The sequence below is a fragment of the Azospira sp. MPR-LB4 genome (assembly GCF_058809525.1).
In genome coordinates this window covers 3281343-3298719 of sequence record NZ_CM179521.1, presented here as the reverse complement: position 1 = coordinate 3298719, position 17377 = coordinate 3281343, and the positions used below count along the sequence as shown (strand labels likewise).

General features: G+C 63.6%; 15 protein-coding genes. All 15 read right to left on the bottom strand.

Annotated features, from left to right (window positions below; genetic code table 11):
• Positions 1-11: 11 nt before the first annotated feature.
• Positions 12-902: a MinD/ParA family ATP-binding protein gene (locus AC3QLZ_RS15475; RefSeq protein ID WP_130459970.1), complete on the bottom strand. Its 891-nt coding sequence runs from the start codon at positions 900-902 to the stop codon at positions 12-14.
• Positions 895-2274, bottom strand: coding sequence for a flagellar biosynthesis GTPase FlhF (gene flhF, locus AC3QLZ_RS15470; RefSeq protein ID WP_287874218.1), 1380 nt, complete (start codon positions 2272-2274; stop codon positions 895-897). Before flhF ends, AC3QLZ_RS15475 begins: the two co-directional genes overlap by 8 nt.
• Positions 2271-4352, bottom strand: a complete 2082-nt coding sequence (gene flhA / locus AC3QLZ_RS15465) for a flagellar biosynthesis protein FlhA (protein ID WP_014236807.1) — start codon at positions 4350-4352, stop codon at positions 2271-2273. Before flhA ends, flhF begins: the two co-directional genes overlap by 4 nt.
• Positions 4345-5484, bottom strand: coding sequence for a flagellar biosynthesis protein FlhB (gene flhB / locus AC3QLZ_RS15460; protein WP_014236806.1), 1140 nt, complete (start codon positions 5482-5484; stop codon positions 4345-4347). Before flhB ends, flhA begins: the two co-directional genes overlap by 8 nt.
• 178 nt (positions 5485-5662) lie before the next feature.
• Positions 5663-7552 (bottom strand): chemotaxis protein CheA, encoded by a 1890-nt coding sequence (locus tag AC3QLZ_RS15455; protein ID WP_014236805.1) that lies wholly within the window; start codon positions 7550-7552, stop codon positions 5663-5665.
• A 12-nt stretch (positions 7553-7564) separates the two neighbouring features.
• Positions 7565-8431, bottom strand: coding sequence for a protein phosphatase CheZ (cheZ, locus tag AC3QLZ_RS15450; RefSeq protein ID WP_014236804.1), 867 nt, complete (start codon positions 8429-8431; stop codon positions 7565-7567).
• Between the two features lie 3 nt (positions 8432-8434).
• Positions 8435-8827 (bottom strand): chemotaxis response regulator CheY, encoded by a 393-nt coding sequence (gene cheY, locus AC3QLZ_RS15445; protein WP_014236803.1) that lies wholly within the window; start codon positions 8825-8827, stop codon positions 8435-8437.
• 18 nt (positions 8828-8845) lie between these two features.
• On the bottom strand, positions 8846-9784 hold the full coding sequence (locus AC3QLZ_RS15440) for a chemotaxis protein (RefSeq protein WP_014236802.1): 939 nt from the start codon (positions 9782-9784) through the stop codon (positions 8846-8848).
• Between the two features lie 21 nt (positions 9785-9805).
• Entirely contained in the window at positions 9806-10774 is a 969-nt protein-coding gene (locus AC3QLZ_RS15435; RefSeq protein WP_014236801.1) for a chemotaxis protein, read from the bottom strand.
• Between the two features lie 179 nt (positions 10775-10953).
• The gene (locus AC3QLZ_RS15430; RefSeq protein WP_014236800.1) at positions 10954-12534 is read right to left on the bottom strand and encodes a methyl-accepting chemotaxis protein; all 1581 of its coding nucleotides are present in this window, start codon (positions 12532-12534) and stop codon (positions 10954-10956) included.
• Between the two features lie 161 nt (positions 12535-12695).
• A complete protein-coding gene (locus tag AC3QLZ_RS15425) occupies positions 12696-14450 on the bottom strand; it encodes an ATP-binding SpoIIE family protein phosphatase (RefSeq protein WP_014236799.1) in 1755 nt (584 codons plus the stop codon).
• Between the two features lie 14 nt (positions 14451-14464).
• On the bottom strand, positions 14465-14770 hold the full coding sequence (locus AC3QLZ_RS15420; protein WP_014236798.1) for an STAS domain-containing protein: 306 nt from the start codon (positions 14768-14770) through the stop codon (positions 14465-14467).
• 68 nt (positions 14771-14838) lie between these two features.
• Positions 14839-15864: a protein-glutamate methylesterase/protein-glutamine glutaminase gene (locus AC3QLZ_RS15415; RefSeq protein WP_014236797.1), complete on the bottom strand. Its 1026-nt coding sequence runs from the start codon at positions 15862-15864 to the stop codon at positions 14839-14841.
• A 6-nt stretch (positions 15865-15870) separates the two neighbouring features.
• On the bottom strand, positions 15871-16518 hold the full coding sequence (cheD, locus tag AC3QLZ_RS15410) for a chemoreceptor glutamine deamidase CheD (protein ID WP_014236796.1): 648 nt from the start codon (positions 16516-16518) through the stop codon (positions 15871-15873).
• Positions 16493-17371: a CheR family methyltransferase gene (locus AC3QLZ_RS15405; protein WP_014236795.1), complete on the bottom strand. Its 879-nt coding sequence runs from the start codon at positions 17369-17371 to the stop codon at positions 16493-16495. The genes cheD and AC3QLZ_RS15405 overlap by 26 nt, the downstream gene beginning before the upstream one ends.
• Positions 17372-17377: the final 6 nt, after the last annotated feature.

Below are 17377 nucleotides of genomic sequence, written 5' to 3'. Positions count from 1 at the left end.
TGTCGGTTGGGCTATCCGGCGTGGATAGGGCTCGGCGTAATGCGTTGGCTCAAGTGTAGCAGCTGTTGCACGAATTGTTCGAGTCCGCCCCCTTCCCTACCCGACTGGGGCCAGTGCAGCATGTCGGCCGCCAGGCCGCGCAGGCTGCGGGCCGCCGGACTGTCCGGGAACGCCGTGACCACGGGCTGGGCGAGTCGGGACGACTGGCGCAGGGCATCGTCCAGGGGGATGCAGCCGCTGTAGTCCAGGCTGACGTGCAGGCGCTGGCTGGCAACCTGGGCGATGTTGTCGAAAATCGCTTCCGCATCGGCGGCGGCCTTGACCTTGTTCACCAGGATGCGGAAGTCGCGCCGGGCGTAGCCGGTGCTCATTTTCTTGATCAGGGCATAGGCCTCGGTGATGGCGGAGCCGGTGGCAGAGAGCACGATCACCGTTTCCTGGGCCGCCAGGCCAAGAGGCGAGAAACCCAGGGGATGATCCACCGCCGTATCCACCAGGATGACGTCGGCCGGATGCTCCATCTCCGCCAGGCCTTCCACCAGGGCCTGCTTCTGGGCCAGGGAAAAACGGGAAAGCTTCTTCACGGCCCGGGCCGCCGGCAGCAGGCGCACGCCGGCACCAGCGGCGAGCAGCACCTCTTCCAGGGGCTTTTCCCGGTTCACCACATGCACCAGGTCATAACGGGCCGGCACGCCGAACAGGGCGGCCTGGTTATCGGCGCCGGTATTCTCGTCCAGGATCAGGACTTCCTTGCCCTGGCGCGCCAGGGCGGCCGCCAGGTTGGCCACGGCCACGCTTTTGCCGACGCCTTCGCAGCCGGCGGCAAAACTCACCACCCGCAGTTGCTCGCGCCCGAACAGGCGGCGCAAGCCGGCCGCCTGGTCACCCCGGAATTCAGCCACGACGGCCTCCATAGGTGCCGGTCAGGCCCGCATTGGCCATCATCAGGGCCGGCTCGACGCCGGCATAGCGATGGGGAGAGGTTTCCGGCAGGTCCTTGAAGGCCCGGTGCAGCAGATAGGCCCGGTTAGGCAGGTGCAGATCTTCAGGCACGCGCTGGCCGTTGGAGACGTAGTGCAGCTTGAGGCCGTGGCGCATGATGGCATCCAGGGGCGTCGCCAGGCTGGCAGCTTCGTCCACCTTGGTCAGGATGCAGCCGGCCAGGTCTTCGCCCTGGTAGGCGGATATCACATCATCCAAAGTATCGCCGCGGCTGGTGGCCGACAGGCAGAGCAGGCGGCGCACGTCGCCGTTGGCGCCCATCAGCATGGAAATCTGCTCGGCCACCAGGCGGTCCTTCTGGCTCATGCCCATGGTGTCGATCAGCACCATGTGCTTGTGGGACAGTTCTTCCAGGGTATTGCGCAGATCGCCCACGTCCCGCACCAGATGCACGGAAACGCCGAGGATGCGGCCATAGATACGCAACTGCTCGTGAGCGCCGATCCGGTAGCCGTCGGTGGTGACCAGAGCCAGCTTGTCGGCACCGTGGCGCACCACGCAACGGGCGGCCAGCTTGGCGGTGGTGGTGGTCTTGCCGACCCCGGTGGGACCCACCAGGGCGTACACGCCGCCCCGGTCGATGATGTCGTTGTCGTTGCCGATGGTCAGCAGGGAACGGTCGGCGGCACCCTTGATCCAGGCCTGGGCCTGGGAGGCATCCAGTTCGGCAGGCAGTTCGGCCAGCAGTTCGCGGGAAAACTGGGGGGAGAAGCCGGCATCCAGCATCTGGCGCAGCATGTCCGTCTTCACCGGCTCCATGCGGGCGGTCTCGCCCCAGGCGAAACCGGCCATGTGCTGCTCGACGATTTTGCGCAGGGCGCGGATCTCTTCCATCATGACCGCAGCCGGGATTTCCTCTTCCTCGCGCACCGCACGGGTAGCGCCGGAGCGGGCGGCCATCTCGGGACGGGGCGCCAGACGCTGAGCCGGGCGGGCGACGGCCGGGATGGGGCCACTGGCGGGGTTTGCAGCGGCACCACGCTGGGAAGGCTGCATTTCTGCGGCTCGGGGAGCAGGGGCAGGCCGGGCCGGCGCCGCAGCTGGTGCAGGGCGGGAGGCGCTGGAGAGGCTGACCTTGTAGTCCTCCACCGCCACCTCGTCCCGGGAGGGGCCGGGCACGATCATGGCCATGTCGCGGGAAGCGACCGCCATGATTTCCACGCCGCCGGGAACGCCCCGGTTGGAGAGGATGATGGCGTCGGGACCCAAGGTCTCTTTGACCTTACGCAGGGCTTCCCGGGCATTTACGGCGATGAATTTTTTGACGTTCATGATCTACCCCCGATGAGCGAGGTGACTTTGATGATTTTGGATTCGGGAACTTCACTGTGGGCGATCACCTTGAGCTGGCTCACGGTGCGCCGCAGGAAGCGGGAAAGAAGGGTACGGATGCTGGCCGGCACCAGCAGCACCGCGGGCAGGCCCAGCTCTTCCTGACGCTGGGCGGCGGCGGCGGTCTCGCGCATCAGGGTATCGGCCAGGCCGGGCTCCAGGCTGCCTTCGCCGGAACCGGCAACGGCCTGGACCAGGATGCGTTCCAGTTGGGGGTCCAGGGACATCACCTGCATGTCGGCGGTGCCGGGATAGAGTTGCTGGATGATGCTGCGGCCCAGGGCAACGCGCACGGTGGAGGTCAGGGCCTCCGGATCTGCATTGCGGGGCGCGTGGTCGGCAAGGGTTTCGATGATGGTGCGCATGTCGCGGATATGCACACCCTCTTCCAGCAGGTTCTGCAGCACCTTTTGCAGCGTTCCCAGAGGAATGACCTTGGGCACCAGATCCTCGGCCAGCTTGGGCATTTCCTTGGCCAGATGGTCCAGCAGCTGCTGAGTTTCCTGGCGCCCCAGGAGTTCGGCGGCATGGGACAGGATCAGGTGGTTGAGGTGGGTGGCGACCACGGTGGAGGCATCCACCACGGTGTAGCCGTAGGACTGGGCCTGTTCCCGCAGGCTGGCGTCGATCCAGACAGCCGGCAGGCCGAAGGCCGGATCCTTGGTCGGGGTTCCGGACACGGTACCGGCCACGCGGCCAGGATTGATGGCCAGGAACTGGCCGGGGAAGGCTTCGCCGCCGCCGACCTCGACCCCCTTCAGCTGGATACGATAGGCGTTGGGGCGCAGTTCCAGGTTGTCCCGGATGTGCACCGGCGGCACCAGGAAGCCCACTTCCTGGGCAAATTTCTTGCGGATGCCACGAATGCGCCGCAGCAGTTCCCCATCCTGGGACTTGTCCACCACCGGGATCAGACGGTAGCCCACTTCCAGACCCAGCACGTCCAGCGGCGCCACGTCGTTCCAGCTGGCTTCCATGTTCTCGGGAGCCGGCGGCGCCTGCACCGGCACCGGCGCAGTCTTGACCAGTTCGGCCCGCTTGGAAAGCAGGTAACCCAAGCCACCCAACATGGCGGCAAGGAGGATGAAAACAAAGTTGGGCATACCCGGAATCAGGCCCATGATCCCGAGAATGGCAGCGGTAATCCACATCACCCGGGGATTGGCGAACATCTGGCCAAGGAACTGGCTGCTGATGTCCTGGTCATCCCCCACCCGGGTCACCACCATACCGGCAGCGATGGAAATGATCAGCGCCGGAATCTGGGCCACCAGGCCGTCACCGATGGTCAGCAGGGTGTAGTTCTTGGCCGCCACCCCCACGTCCATGTTGTGCTGCAGGACGCCGACGATGAGGCCGCCGATGACGTTGATCAGCATGATGATGATGCCGGCCATGGCATCGCCCCGCACGAACTTGGAGGCACCGTCCATGGAACCGTAGAAATCGGCTTCGCTGGCCACCTCAGCCCGGCGGCGGCGCGCCTCGTCCTCGGCGATGAGGCCAGCATTGAGGTCAGCGTCGATAGCCATCTGCTTGCCGGGCATGGCGTCCAGGGTGAAGCGGGCCGCCACTTCGGCTACCCGGCCGGCACCCTTGGTGATGACCATGAAGTTGATGATCACCAGGATTAGGAAGACGACGATACCCACCGCCGTATTGCCGCCCACCAGGAAGTGGCCGAAGGCTTCGATCACCTTGCCGGCGGCGTCCGGCCCTGTATGCCCCTGCAGCAGCACCACCCGGGTCGAGGCCACGTTCAGGGACAGGCGCAACAGGGTGGTCACCAGCAGGATGGTGGGGAAGACGGAGAAGTCCAGGGGCTTGAGCGTGTAGATCGCCACCAGCAGGACGATGATGGAAAGGGCGATGTTGAAGGTGAAGAAGAGGTCCAGGGCAAAGGCCGGCAGGGGCAGGACCATCATCGCCAGGATCATCAGGATCAGGACGGGTGCCGCCAGCTGGCGCGGATTGAGGCGCCCGAACAGGCCTTGCAGGGACATGGCGTTACTAGCCATTGGCAGCCTCCACCATCATATCCTGGGGAATGGGCAGATCCCGGGGCGGCACCGGATAGCTGCCGCCGACTTCCCGATAACGGTTCAATTGATAGACGTAGGCCAGCACTTCGGCGACCGCGTTGTACAGGGCACCGGGAATTTCATCCTCAAGCTCGGCGAAGCGGTACAGCGTACGAGCCAGGGGCGGAGCCTCCAGGAGGGGCACGCCATGCTCGGCACCGATTTCCCGGATGCGCAAGGCCACGGCATCCACGCCCTTGGCCACCACTTTGGGCGCCCGCATGCCCGCGGTGTAAGCCAAAGCAACAGCAAAGTGGGTCGGGTTGGTGACGATGACGTCGGCCTTGGGCACCGCGCTCATCATGCGACGCTGGGCAGCCTCGCGCTGCAGGCGGCGGATGCGTCCCTTGACCTCGGGACTACCTTCCATTTCCTTGTGTTCCTGCTTGACCTCTTCCTTGGTCATCTTCAGCTTGTCGTAGTACTGCCACAGCTGGAAGGGCACGTCGGCGGCAACGATGAGGAACATGGCCGCCACAATCAGGAGAAAACTCCAGGAAATCATGTCGCCGGCCATAGCCAGACCGGCATCCAGGGGCAGGGAGAGCAACTGGAAGAGCTGGTCCTGCTCACGCCAGATAACCCACACCGCCACGCCGCCGATGAGACCGGCCTTGGCCACGGCCTTGACCATCTCGACCAGCCCGTTCCACGAGAAAACGCGCTTGATGCCGTTCAGCGGATTGAGGCGGGTCAGATCGGGGGTAAAAGCTTTGGGGGCGAAATTCCAGGCATTCAGGAGAAAGGGGGATGCCAGCGCTGCCAGCACCAATGCCAGGATCAGGGGCCAAAAAGCAACCACGGCGTCCCAGGACAAGGCCGAAAAACGGGTCAGAGCATATTCGGGATCATCCACGGCCCGCCTGTCCCACACCAGCCCCTTGCGGAACACCAGGGAAAGACGCTGCACGAACCAGCCGCCGAGGAACCATACCGTGCCGGCGGAAACGATCAGGACGAGAAAAGAGCCCAGTTCCCGGGAATGGGGAACCTGACCCTGCTCCCGGGCCTGCTCTATGCGCCTGCCTGTTGGCGCTTCTGTTTTCTCGAGATCGCTATCTTCCGCCATGACCGGCATCCATATGGATTACGGCCATTATAGGAAAAAATCAAAAAAATTAAAGAGGTAAGCGATTTATTTTGTGAACAGTCTCAAAATTTTGCCGCTCCTCGGCAACTTTTGCCGCCCTGCAAACGACACCGGGGAGGCCAAGCCCCCCCGGTAGTACGTTGACTGCTAAGGGTTTTCAGGCGAATTCCAGCGCCCGCGCGCCGCCGCCCGGCCCCAGATCCAGATGCTGACCCAGATCCGAGAGCAGCTCCTTCATATCCAGGATCAAAACGATCTGGCCATTGGACAGGGTGGTAACACCGGCCACACCACGGGGACGGAAGTCGTCGAGGGACTTGATCACGGCATCGTCCCGGCCGGCGAAGCTGTCCACCGACAGGATGAAGCTGCGCTCCGCCGTCTGCATCAGCACCCCATACTCGGGATCCCGATCCTGGGGCCAGCCCAACAGACGGGCCAGGGAAATGACCGGCAGGATTTCGCCGCGCACCACCAGGGTCTCCTTGCCGCCCACTTCCTGCAGCTTGTCCTTCTCGATGGGCAGGATTTCCCGGACCATGGACAGGGGCAGTGCAAAAGGCTGATCGCCGAGCAGCACCAGCAGCACCGGCAGAATGGCCAGGGTCAGGGGCAGGGAGATGATGAAAACGGAGCCCTTGCCCGGCTCGGAACGGATCTCGATGGCACCGTTGAGCTTCTGGATGTTGGTCTTGACCACGTCCATGCCCACACCGCGGCCGGATACGTCGGAAATCTGGGATTTGGTGGAGAAGCCGGGCAGGAAGATCAGGTTCAGGCTCTGGCGTTCGTCCAGGGTATTGGCTTCCTCTTCGGAAATCAGCCCCTTCTCGATGGCCTTGGCCCGGATGCGCTCGGCGCTCATGCCGCGGCCGTCGTCGGCCACGATCAGGACGATGTGGTCACCTTCCTGGCGCGCTTCCAGGCGCACCACGGATTTCACCGGCTTGCCGGCCGCCGAACGTTCGTTGGACGGCTCCACGCCGTGGTCCACCGCATTGCGGATCAAGTGGATCAGGGGATCTGCCAGATCCTCGATCATGGTCTTGTCCACTTCGGTTTCTTCACCGGCCAGCACCAGCTCCACATCCTTGCCCAGCTGCCGCGCCAGATCGCGGGCAATCCGGGGATATTTCTGGAACAGGCGGCCGATCGGCTGCATGCGGGTCTTCATGACCGAGTTCTGCAGGTCGGACACCAGCAGATCCAGCTGGCTGACGGCCTGATCCAGGGCATGCAGGGTTTCGGCGTCGGTTTTGCCGGCCAGGATATCGGCCCGCAGGCTGGTCAGCCGGTTCTTGGTCAGGCCGATCTCGCCGGACAGGTTGAGTACCTGGTCGAGACGGGCCGTATCGACACGAATGGTGTTTTCCCGTACCGCGGCACGCTCTTCGACGCGGCGCCCCACCGGCGCGCCGCCGGCCCCCGGCTTGTCGTTGACACGACGACCGGAAGGCGGGAAATGGGGTTGCACCGGGGCTTCCGCCACCACCACTTCGGCAGCAGCAGGAACCACGGCCGCAGGTGCGGCAGGCGCCACACCGGTCACTGCCGCATGCAAGGCCTGCCAGTCGGGCTCGCCGGACTGGGCTGCCGGGGCAGCAGCAGGCGCCGCCACCGGCTCGGCAGCGACGGCTGCCGGAGCGTGGGCTTCCCCACCTTCCAGCACATGCCGCAGGGCATCCAGCATATCGTCTGGAGCAGGACGGGGCTGCACGCCGCCGGAAAGCTCGCCGAACATGTCGCGCACCCCCTTGGTGGCGGCCATGATGATATCCATGAGCTCAGGCGAGAGCTGCATTTCCCCATTGCGCAGGCGGTCGAACAGGTTCTCCGTCAGGTGGCACAGAGTCACCAGTTCGGTTGCATTGAGGAAGCCGGCACCACCCTTGATGGTGTGGAAGCCGCGGAAAATATCGTTCAACAAGCCCCGGTCGTCTGGCGCCTTCTCCAGATCCACCAGTTTATTGTCCACATCGGACAGAAGGTCGTTGGCCTCCTGCAGGAAATCCTGCAGCAGGTCTTCCATTCCGGCGAAGTCGCTCATGGCGCTACTCCCTTAGAAGCCGAGGCTATCCAGCAGGTCGTCGACCTGCTGCTGGTTCACCACCACATCGGTACGGCCTTCACTGCTGATGACAGGACCGTTGAGGAGGCTGTTTACGTTTTCGTTGCGACGTGCGTCGGGAATCACATCCACCAGCACCTGCACCAGTTGGTTTTCCAGGTCCTGGGCCAGCACCACCACCTTCTTGATGACCTGGCCGGTCAGATCCTGGAAGTCCTGGGCCATCATGATTTCCAGCAACTGGTCGTTGGTGGCGGCCGCCTTCTGGGGTGCCGTGTCCCGGAGGAAGGCACGGGTTTCCGCCGCCAGTTGCTTGAACTCCTCCACCGACAGCTGGTTGGCGTACAGCTTGTCCCAGCGAGCCCCCAAGGCGCGGGAGGAAGTTTCCAGCTCATCCTGCAGCGGCTTGGCAATATCGGTTGCGTTGAGCACCCGGCACGCCGCCTGTTCGGTCAGGTTGGCAACGTAGGCCAGGCGATCGGTGGCATCGGGAATGGCATGGACCGTCTTTTCCAGGAGCTTGTCGTAACCCAGCTCATGCAAGGTGTCGTGCAGCTGCCGGGCCATGTGGCCGATCCGTTTGAAGACCCGGTCCCGTTCGTCGCCCGTCGCCTCACCCTCACCATCCTCGGCGGCAGGAATGACTTCAACGGCAGGCTCGGCGACTGGTGCCACGGTGGCGGCAACGCTGTCGAACAGCGCCTGCAGATCGTCGCTGTCATTGGTAGCAGCGGGGGCCGCCGCAGCGGCAGGGGCTGCCGGGGCAGGAGCGGCAGCCGGCTCGGGACGAGCCGAGGCAATGCTGTCGAAGAGGGCTTCCAGATCGGCGCTGTCGCCGCTGAGATTGGCATCGCTCATGACTCAAGCCCCCATTTTTTCGAAAATCTTTTGCAGCTTTTCAGCCAGCACCGCAGCAGTGAAGGGCTTGACGATATAGCCGCTGGCGCCGGCCTGGGCCGCGGCGATGATGTTTTCCTTCTTGGCTTCCGCCGTGATCATCAGCACCGGCAGATGCTTGAGATTGGGCGTCGCGCGAATGGTCTGCAATAGGGTCAGGCCATCCATGTTCGGCATGTTCCAGTCGGAAACCACGAAGTCGAAGCCCCCCCCTTGCAGCTTCTGCAGTGCGATGGCCCCATCCTCGGCCTCATCGACGTTGGTGAATCCCAGTTCCTTGAGCAGGTTGCGGACGATGCGCCGCATGGTGGAAAAATCATCCACCACCAGGAATTTCATCTTTGGATCAGCAGACATGCTTCACTCCGTTAATTCTTATCGTTCGAGCAGGGGACGCAAGGTATCAGCCAGCACTTCGGCGTCGAACTTTGCCACATAGGAGTCCACCCCTACGGCCTTGCCCATCGCCCGGTTGGCTTCTGAAGACAAAGAGGAATGCATGACCACAGGCACGCCTTCGAAACGTGCATCCCCCTTGATGTTTTTGGTCAGGACGTAGCCGTCCATTTCCGGCATTTCCGCATCCACCAGGATCAGGCGGATTTCATCGCGCAGGCTCTTGCCCATCTGCTGGGCATGAGCGGCGATGGCCTGCAGGCGGGTCCAGGCCTCCATGCCATTGGTGGCATGCTTGTGCTTGACGCCAAGTTTGTCGAGCACTTCGGAAATCTTCTTGCGGGCCACGATGGAGTCATCCACGAAGAAGATGCTCACTTCTTCTTCGACGCGGGCCGGAGCGATGTCGATGATGATGGCCTCGCCGAAGGCATTGGCCAGAATCTGCTCCACGTCGAGGATGGACACCAGATGCCCGCCCTCCAGCTCGATGACGGCGGTGATCAGTCCCTGGTTGGCGGCCAGCACGGTCTCCGGCGCCTTCACCCGCTCCCAGTCCACACGGATGATGCGATCCACCTCATGCACCAGGAAACCCAGGGTGCGCTTGGAATACTCGGCCACCATCATGGTCTTGCCCAGACCGGCGGGCGGGTTGTCCAACTCCAGGAAGGAGGCCAGGGACAGCACCGGGATCACGTTGCCGCGCAGGGAAATCAGGCCTTCCACTCCCCGGGGCATGTTCGGGGTCTTGGTGATATGGGGCGTGCGACCGACTTCCCGCACCTTGAACACGTTGATGCCGAAAGTCTCCCGGGTTCCCAGGGAGAACAGCAGGATTTCCATCTTGTTGGAACCCGCCAGACGGGTACGCGCATCCACGCTTTCCAGGAGATTCTTCTTTTCCGACATATCCATGATGGTCAGCTCCGGGCAGTATCAGGCTTCAACGGTGGCGGGAAGGGTAGCCCCCAGGCGCCGCGCCAGGGTCTCGGAAAGCTTCTGGGGCTCGAACTTGGGCACATATTCATCCACCCCGACCGATTGGCCCAGCTTCTGGTTGGACATGCCGGACAGGGAGGAATGCATGATCACGGGCACACCGGCAAAGCGCGGATCACTCTTCACCTTCTTGGTCAGGATGTAGCCATCCATTTCCGGCATTTCGATGTCGGTCAGCACCAGGCTCACCATTTCATTGACCGGACGCCCCAGGGAAACGGCATAGGCGGCCATTTTCTCCAGTTCTTCCCAGGCCTGACGGCCGTTGATGGCAGCCACGTACTTGACGTTCATGGCCTGCAGGGTACGTTCGATCTGCTTGCGCGCCACCACCGAGTCGTCGGCAAAAAACACCGTACATTCGGGCTTGTCGATGGGGACGATGCTGCGGTACATGAACTCGTCGTCGTACTTGGTGGTTTCGGACAGGACCTTTTCCACGTCCATCATCATCACCAGACGGCCATCGGCCAGTTCCGTCACGGCGGTCACCAGGCCGCCCATCTGGGCCACCAGCATCTCCGGCGGCACCCGCATCATGCCCCAGTCGAGGCGCAGGATGGTATCCACCGCCTCCACCAGGAATCCCTGGGTGTGGCCGTTGTACTCGGTGACGATCATGATGTCCCGCGGCGTGTCGGTCTGGACCCCGGCGTACTTGGCCAGATCCACCACCGGCACCAGAGCACCGCGCAGGCTGACCATGCCTTCGACTGCGGCCGGCATGTCCGGCGCCGCCGTGATGGGCGGCGTGCGCATCACCTCGCGGACCTTGAAGACGTTGATACCGAAGGTTTCCCGCCGGCCATTGCGCGAATCGGTGCCCAAGGTAAACAGCAGGATTTCCAGCTTATTGGTGCCGGCAAGTTTAGTGCGGGCGTCGATACTTTTGAGCAGTTCAGACATGACCACTACCCCTCGAATGCGGGAACGATTGTTCTTAGAGATTCTAATTGCAATGGGCCAACAATCTACCTAGGTCGTTTCCCAGGGAAACCCATCACTTTTAACGACAATATACCTATAACCTTAAGAATACATGCAAAACCATGGGAGCGGAAAGGTAGAAAGCCACAGGAAGCCCATCAGGACTCCGTCCGGTAGCCAATCCGGACACCTCCCCAATGCTTGCCCTTGATGTAAACGGGGGCGGAAATGTCGTGCATGATTTCCCCCGTGTCGCGCCGGTAGGTCTGCAGCAGGAAAGGCTGTTCATGGGAACCGCAGCGCCGCCCGACCGGGTCGTCAAACACCCGCTTGGTGCGGTTGTTGATGAAATCCACTTTTTCATCACCGGTCAGGGGCTTGGAAAAGCGCTTGTTATGGGTCGGCACGTACCCCTTGCGATTGGTGGAAATGGCATAAACCACATGGGGATGCCGTTCCAGCAGCGGCTCCTGCAACTTTGGCAGCAACTGGTCGCACAGGGTGTCGAAGCGGGTGGAAAACTTCTGGGGCCGGGTTCCGGCGATGGGGGAGTAGTTTTCGTCGAACAGGTCCGCCAGGGAAATCTTGCCGGAATCGATGGCCTGCTCCAGCAGCTGGCCGACGCTGCCGGCCAGTTCCTGCACCATGGACGGCATGCTGGCGTGGACCGCCACGGACTCCTCGCCGGCGCTGCCCAGGCGGAAGACGTTGCCGATTTCCTTCAGATTCGTCGCCAGGTATTCCAACTGACGGGCTTCCTGCAAGGTGAGCTCGGCGGCGGCACTGTTCGACTGGGCCATTTCCATGATCTGGGCCACATGGGAGGCGATGTCCTGACCGGCCTGGCTCTGTTGTTCGATGGCCCCGGCGATGGCATCCACCTTTTCCATGGTCTCCTGGGCGCCGCCATTGATGCGGGTGAGGGAGTCTGCCGCCTGGCGGGCAAGATCGGCGCCGCTCTGGGCCTGACCGGTACCGGCCTCGATGCTGGTGATGGCGGTGGCGGTTTCCTCCTGGATGGAACCGATGACGCTGCTGATCTCGCCCGTCGCCAGGGACGTCCGCTCGGCCAGCTTGCGCACTTCGTCGGCCACCACGGCAAAACCGCGCCCCGCCTCGCCGGCCCGGGCCGCCTCGATGGCCGCATTGAGGGCCAGGAGGTTGGTTTGGTCAGCGATTTCCCGGATGGTCTGGACGATCCCGGAAATCGCCTTGGAGCGGTCACCCAGGGCTCGCACCACCTCGGCGGAATGGGTCACCGACTCGGCGATCTTCTCCATTTCCCGGGAGGCATCATTGACGATGCCCACCCCCTCGCCGGACAACTCGCTGGCAAACTGGGCAATGGACGAGGTCTCGTGGGCCCGCTGGCTGACCTCGTGCATATTGCTCGACAGCACATCCACGGCTGCTGCGGTGGCCTGGGCGGCGTCATGCTGCTGGGTGGAGCCGGCAGCGACCCGGTTGGCCTCCTCCAGAACCTGGCGAGAGGCCTTGGCCACCTCGACGGCATTGAAGATCACCTTGCCGATGATGGTATGGATGCTGGCCACCAGGCGATTGAAGGAGGCGGAAGTCTCGGCCACATCGCCCTTGCCGGCCACCGGCACCCGTTTGGTCAGGTCGCCGTCGGCATACATGGTTTCGATCCCCTGACGCAGCACCCGCATGGGGCGCAGGAACAGGGCATCCATCACCGCCCCCAGCGCCAGGGACGTTCCCAGGGCCAGCAGCAGCATGGTCCCCGCCGCCGCCCAACCACCGCCGAGAGCCCCCCAACTCCACGCCCCCGATCCGAGAGCTGCCAGCATCACCACCAGGGCGATCGCCCGCCATGTCCAAACGGCACTCATCTTGTCTCCATCCCCTGGTTTTCCCAGTGTCTATAAGTATCTTCGGCTTACTGTCGGTCCCCGGCGTAGCCAAAGTCGGTCATATCATAATACGCGATGACCTCGTTACCCGGTGCGCAATAGTGCAGGGCGCTGCACAGGGAATGGACCAGGCGGATGCCCCGGCCATGGGGAACCTTGCCGCTACATTCGCTTTCCAGACTGGCCATGAAGGCGGCGTGATCGAAACCGGGGCCGGAGTCCCGCACCCGCATCACCAGCTCCGTGCGGCCACCGCGATGCTGCTGGGTCACTTCGAGGTCCACCGTGCCGTCGCGCAAGGCGGCCAGACGCCGCCCCCGCTCCTCCAGGTAGCGCTCGAACCCCTGGCTCTGGGCCTTGAGGCCCGAATCCAGGCCGAGCACACCATGGTCCAGGGCGTTGTTGTACAGCTCGGAGAGGATGAGGAAGATGTGGCTGCCATGGTCCTTGTCCCGGTTGAACTGGCTCAACACCCCCATCAGGGTCGGCACCGGGTCCAGGTTGCGGATATCGTCGGCGGAGAGGGACATGGTGACCTGCCAGGAACCGGAGTGGCGCAGCACCCGGGGAGTTCCGCCACCGATGCGGGGGCTGCGGGCCGTCTGGTGGTAGCAATGCACCAGCATCAGGGACAGGTCGTCCTGGGCGCCGCGACCGGCCAGATGGGCATCCAGGGCCCCCACCACGCCGGCCAGGCGCTCTTCCCGTTCCTGGCTGAGCAGGGCATTGAGCAGGCGCTCCCGGCCGAAGGGCGTACCGCTGCCGTTTTCCGCCTCCACCACACCGTCCGAGTAGATCACCAGCTGCTTCGGCTCCTCGATGAAATGCACCTCGGTGGAGGCATCGAAGTCCTCGTCGGCGAGGATGCCCAGGGGCAGATGGGCCTTGGCAAAAGTGATGCTGGACAGCAACCCCTGGCTGTTCACCAGGAACGGCGGAGGATTGCCCCCATTCCACACCTGGATGGAACCGCTGGCCGAATCCACGGCGGCCAGGGTGGCGGCGACGAAACGCCCCACGGGCAGCAGTTCGGCCACCTTGCGGTTCATCTCCCGGGCGATGGCATCGATGCCGAAACCCTTTTCGGTCATGCGGTAGAAGGGCTGGGTCACCGGCATCACCGCCAGGGAGGCGGCCAGACCGTGGCCGGTGGCATCGGCCAGAAGAACATGCAGGATGCCTCCCGGGGTACGGGCGGCGGCGATGAGGTCGCCGCTGTAGGTTTCCGCCGGCCGCATCCAGTGGCTGACGGCCAGATCCCCCAGCAGTTCGGCATTGACCAGGCGATGCATCAGGTGCAGGGCGACGCTCTTCTCCTCCTCCACCTGGTCCCGATAGCGCTGCAGCAGCCGCTCCCGGGCCTGGGCCTCACGCTGCAGGTGCAGGCGCTGCTGGAAGACGCCCAGCTTGGCTTGCAGCACCGGGCGGCTGATGGGCTTGTGGATGAAGTCGTCGGCACCGGCCTGGTAGGCCTCCACCAGGGAGCTTTCGCTCTGGGCGCCGCTCATGAAGAGCACCGGCAGCCAGTGGGGGTGCTCCCGGGACTTGAGCTGGCGGGTCAGTTCGCAACCGCACATGCCCGGCAGGGAAATATCCGTCACCACCAGATCGGGACGGAAGCTGGCGTACAGGGCCAGGGCCTCCTCGCCGCTGCGGGCGACGCTGACCCGGTGGCCGAAACGTTCCAGCTCGAGCTGGGTCAGTTCGGCATCGAGGGGATCATCCTCCACCAGGAGGATGGCGAGCGCGGGAACAGCAATGGGGCCGGCTACCGCTTTCATGGCCCCGAACGGCATCAGGAGATTTTGAACAACTTGCCGAAGTTGGCGATATCCAGCACCTGCCGCACATTGCCCTGACAGTTGGCCAGGGAGACGGCCTTGTTTTCCAGGGCCACCTTGTCGCGCAGCAGGAGCAGCATGCCCAGAGCCGAACTATCCAGATAATCGACGCCGCCCAGATCGACCACGAATTCCTTCAGGTCGCCACGGCCGAGAAGGTTCTCGTAGGCAGCGCGGAATTCCCGGTGGGAATTGAAATCGAAGCGGCCGGAAAGCTTTACCACGGCCCGGCCATTGTCCTGCTCAACACTGGTATGCATACCACTCCCTTATCAATTATTCGCGTCTTGGCACTGCGGCCTATTATCTATGGAGCCGCAAGCGGCGGCTAGCGCCCCAGGCCGGCTAGCACCCGGCGCGACATTTCGTCGAGGCTGACCACCTCGTCCACCGCACCGATCTGGGCGGCTTCCCGGGGCATGCCGTAGACCACGCAGCTGGCCTCGTCCTGGCCGTAGGTGCGGGCTCCGGCCTGATGCATGGCCAGCAGGCCCTGGGCGCCGTCCTTGCCCATGCCGGTGAGGATCACCCCGAGGGCGTTGCGCCCCACCAGCTGGGCGGCAGAGTGGAACAGCACATCGACCGCCGGCCGGTGCCGGTTCACGGGCGGGGTCTGCAACAGTTCGGTCACCAGACCAGAGGCGGTCTTGCGTACCTGCAGGTGGGAATGGCCGGGGGCGATATAGACGGTTCCGGCCTCCACCTTTTCATTGCCCTTGGATTCAATGACCCGGGGCGCGCACAGGCTGTCGAGGCGCTTGGCGAAGGAGGCGGTGAAGGTCTCGGGCATGTGCTGCACCACCAGGATGGGTGGGCAATCGGCCGGCATGCCCAGCAGGAAATGCTTGAGGGCCTCGGTGCCGCCGGTGGAGGCGCCGACGAAAATGATCTTGTTGGTGGTCACGCCCCGGGGCACGGAGGGTACGGGCTGGGCTGCGGCCGGCGGCTTGCGCAGGCGCGCCCCCTTGGCCGCCCGGATCTTCTCCGCCAGTTCCTGGGCGTAGTCGTCCAGGGAATGGCCGGGCTCCACCCGGGGCTTGCCGATGAATTCGACGGCGCCCAGTTCCAGGGCCTTGAGGGTGGTATCGGAACCGGCCTCGGTATAGGAGGAGACCATCACCACCGGCATGGGCCGCAGGCGCATCAGGCGCTCGAGGAACTCCAGGCCGTCCATTTTCGGCATGGCCACGTCCAGCGTCAGCACGTCCGGATTGACGGTCTTGATCATCTCCCGGGCCGTCGGCGCGTCGGGAGCGGCTCCCACGACCTCCAGGTCGGGCTGGGAATTGATGAATTCGGTGAGCAGCTTGCGCATCACCGCCGAATCGTCGATTACGAGTACACGGATAGGCATGGCGGGTCAGGTAAAGAGTTCGATGTCCCCTTCCACCTTCGCTTGGCCCAGACGGGACTGGTACTCCTTTTCGCGGGTGAACAGGGTGTCGTTGTGGACCCGGTGCAGTTTCTTCACCAGGACCTTGCCGGTCTGGGGAAAGTAATAGACCTTCCGGGGATAGGAATCGAGCAGGTCCTTGGCAACCACGGGTATTTTTTCGGTCTTCAGGAAATTCAGCACGAACTCCGCATTGCGGGCGCCGACCTGGGCGGACGCCAGGCTGGAAAGGACCGCCCCGCCACCGAAGACCTTGGCCTCGAGGCGGCCGCGACGGGCGCCCAGCTTGAGCAGATGGTTGATCAGCACTTCCATGGCGTAGGTGCCGTAGCGGGCCGAGGTGCTGACCATGCCCTCACCGCCCGCTTCGGGCAGCATGAAATGGTTCATGCCGCCGATCCCGGAATCGCCGTCGCGGATACAGGCGGCGACGCAGGAGCCGAGGACGGTGACCAGCAGCATGTCGTCCCGGGCGACGTAGTACTCGCCCGGCAGGATCTTGGCGGCCGGCCGTTCGAAGCTCCGGTCGAAATATCGGTTGCTCGCCAGATGCTCCACATATTCGGCGCTGCCGGCGGCGGCAGCCAGGCTATCCCGGCTTTCGCGCCAGCTCATAGACCGTCTTTCCGAGGGAACGGAACAAGTCCGCAGCATGCAGGAAGCTCTCGGAATGGCCGGCGAACATCAGGCCCTCCGGGTTCAGCATGGGCGCAAAACGGGAAAGAATCTTGTACTGGGTCGGCTTGTCGAAATAGATCATGACGTTGCGGCAGAAGATCACATCCAGGGGGCCGCGCACGGACCAGCTGGGGTCCAGCAGGTTGAGGCGCTGGAAGGTGATCATGCGGCGCAGTTCCGGCCGCACGCAGACGTAGCCCTCCTGGTTGCCGGTGCCCTTGAGGAAGAAGCGCTTGACCTGCTCCGGGGACATTTTCTCCACCCGGTCGGCAGCATAAACGCCCTTGTCGGCCGTTGCCAGGACATTGGTATCCAGGTCGGAGGCAATGATGGAAACATTGCTCGCCGCGTTGCCCAGGGCCTCCTGCACGGTCATGGCGATGGAATAGGGCTCCTCGCCGGTGGAGGCGGCACAGCACCAGATCTTCAGGGGCCGCTTGCCGGCATGCTTCTTCAGGTAGTCGGCCAGGATGGGGAAATGGTGGGGCTCTCGGAAGAAGGAGGTGAGATTGGTCGTCAGGGAATTGACGAATTTCTCCCACTCCTGGGAATCGCTGTTCTTTTCCAGCCGGTCCAGATAGTCGCTGAAGGACTTGATGCCGGTGGCGCGCAGGCGCCGGGCCAGGCGGGAATAAACCATGTCCTGCTTGACCGGCGACAGGGAGATGCCCGCATGCTTGTAGATGAGCTTGCGGACCCGCTCGAAATCGGCGCTGGTGAAGACGAATTCCCGGGTGGCCGGGGCTGCCGCCGGCGGCAGGTTGAACAGGGGGCGCTTGGCATCGGTCATGGCTGA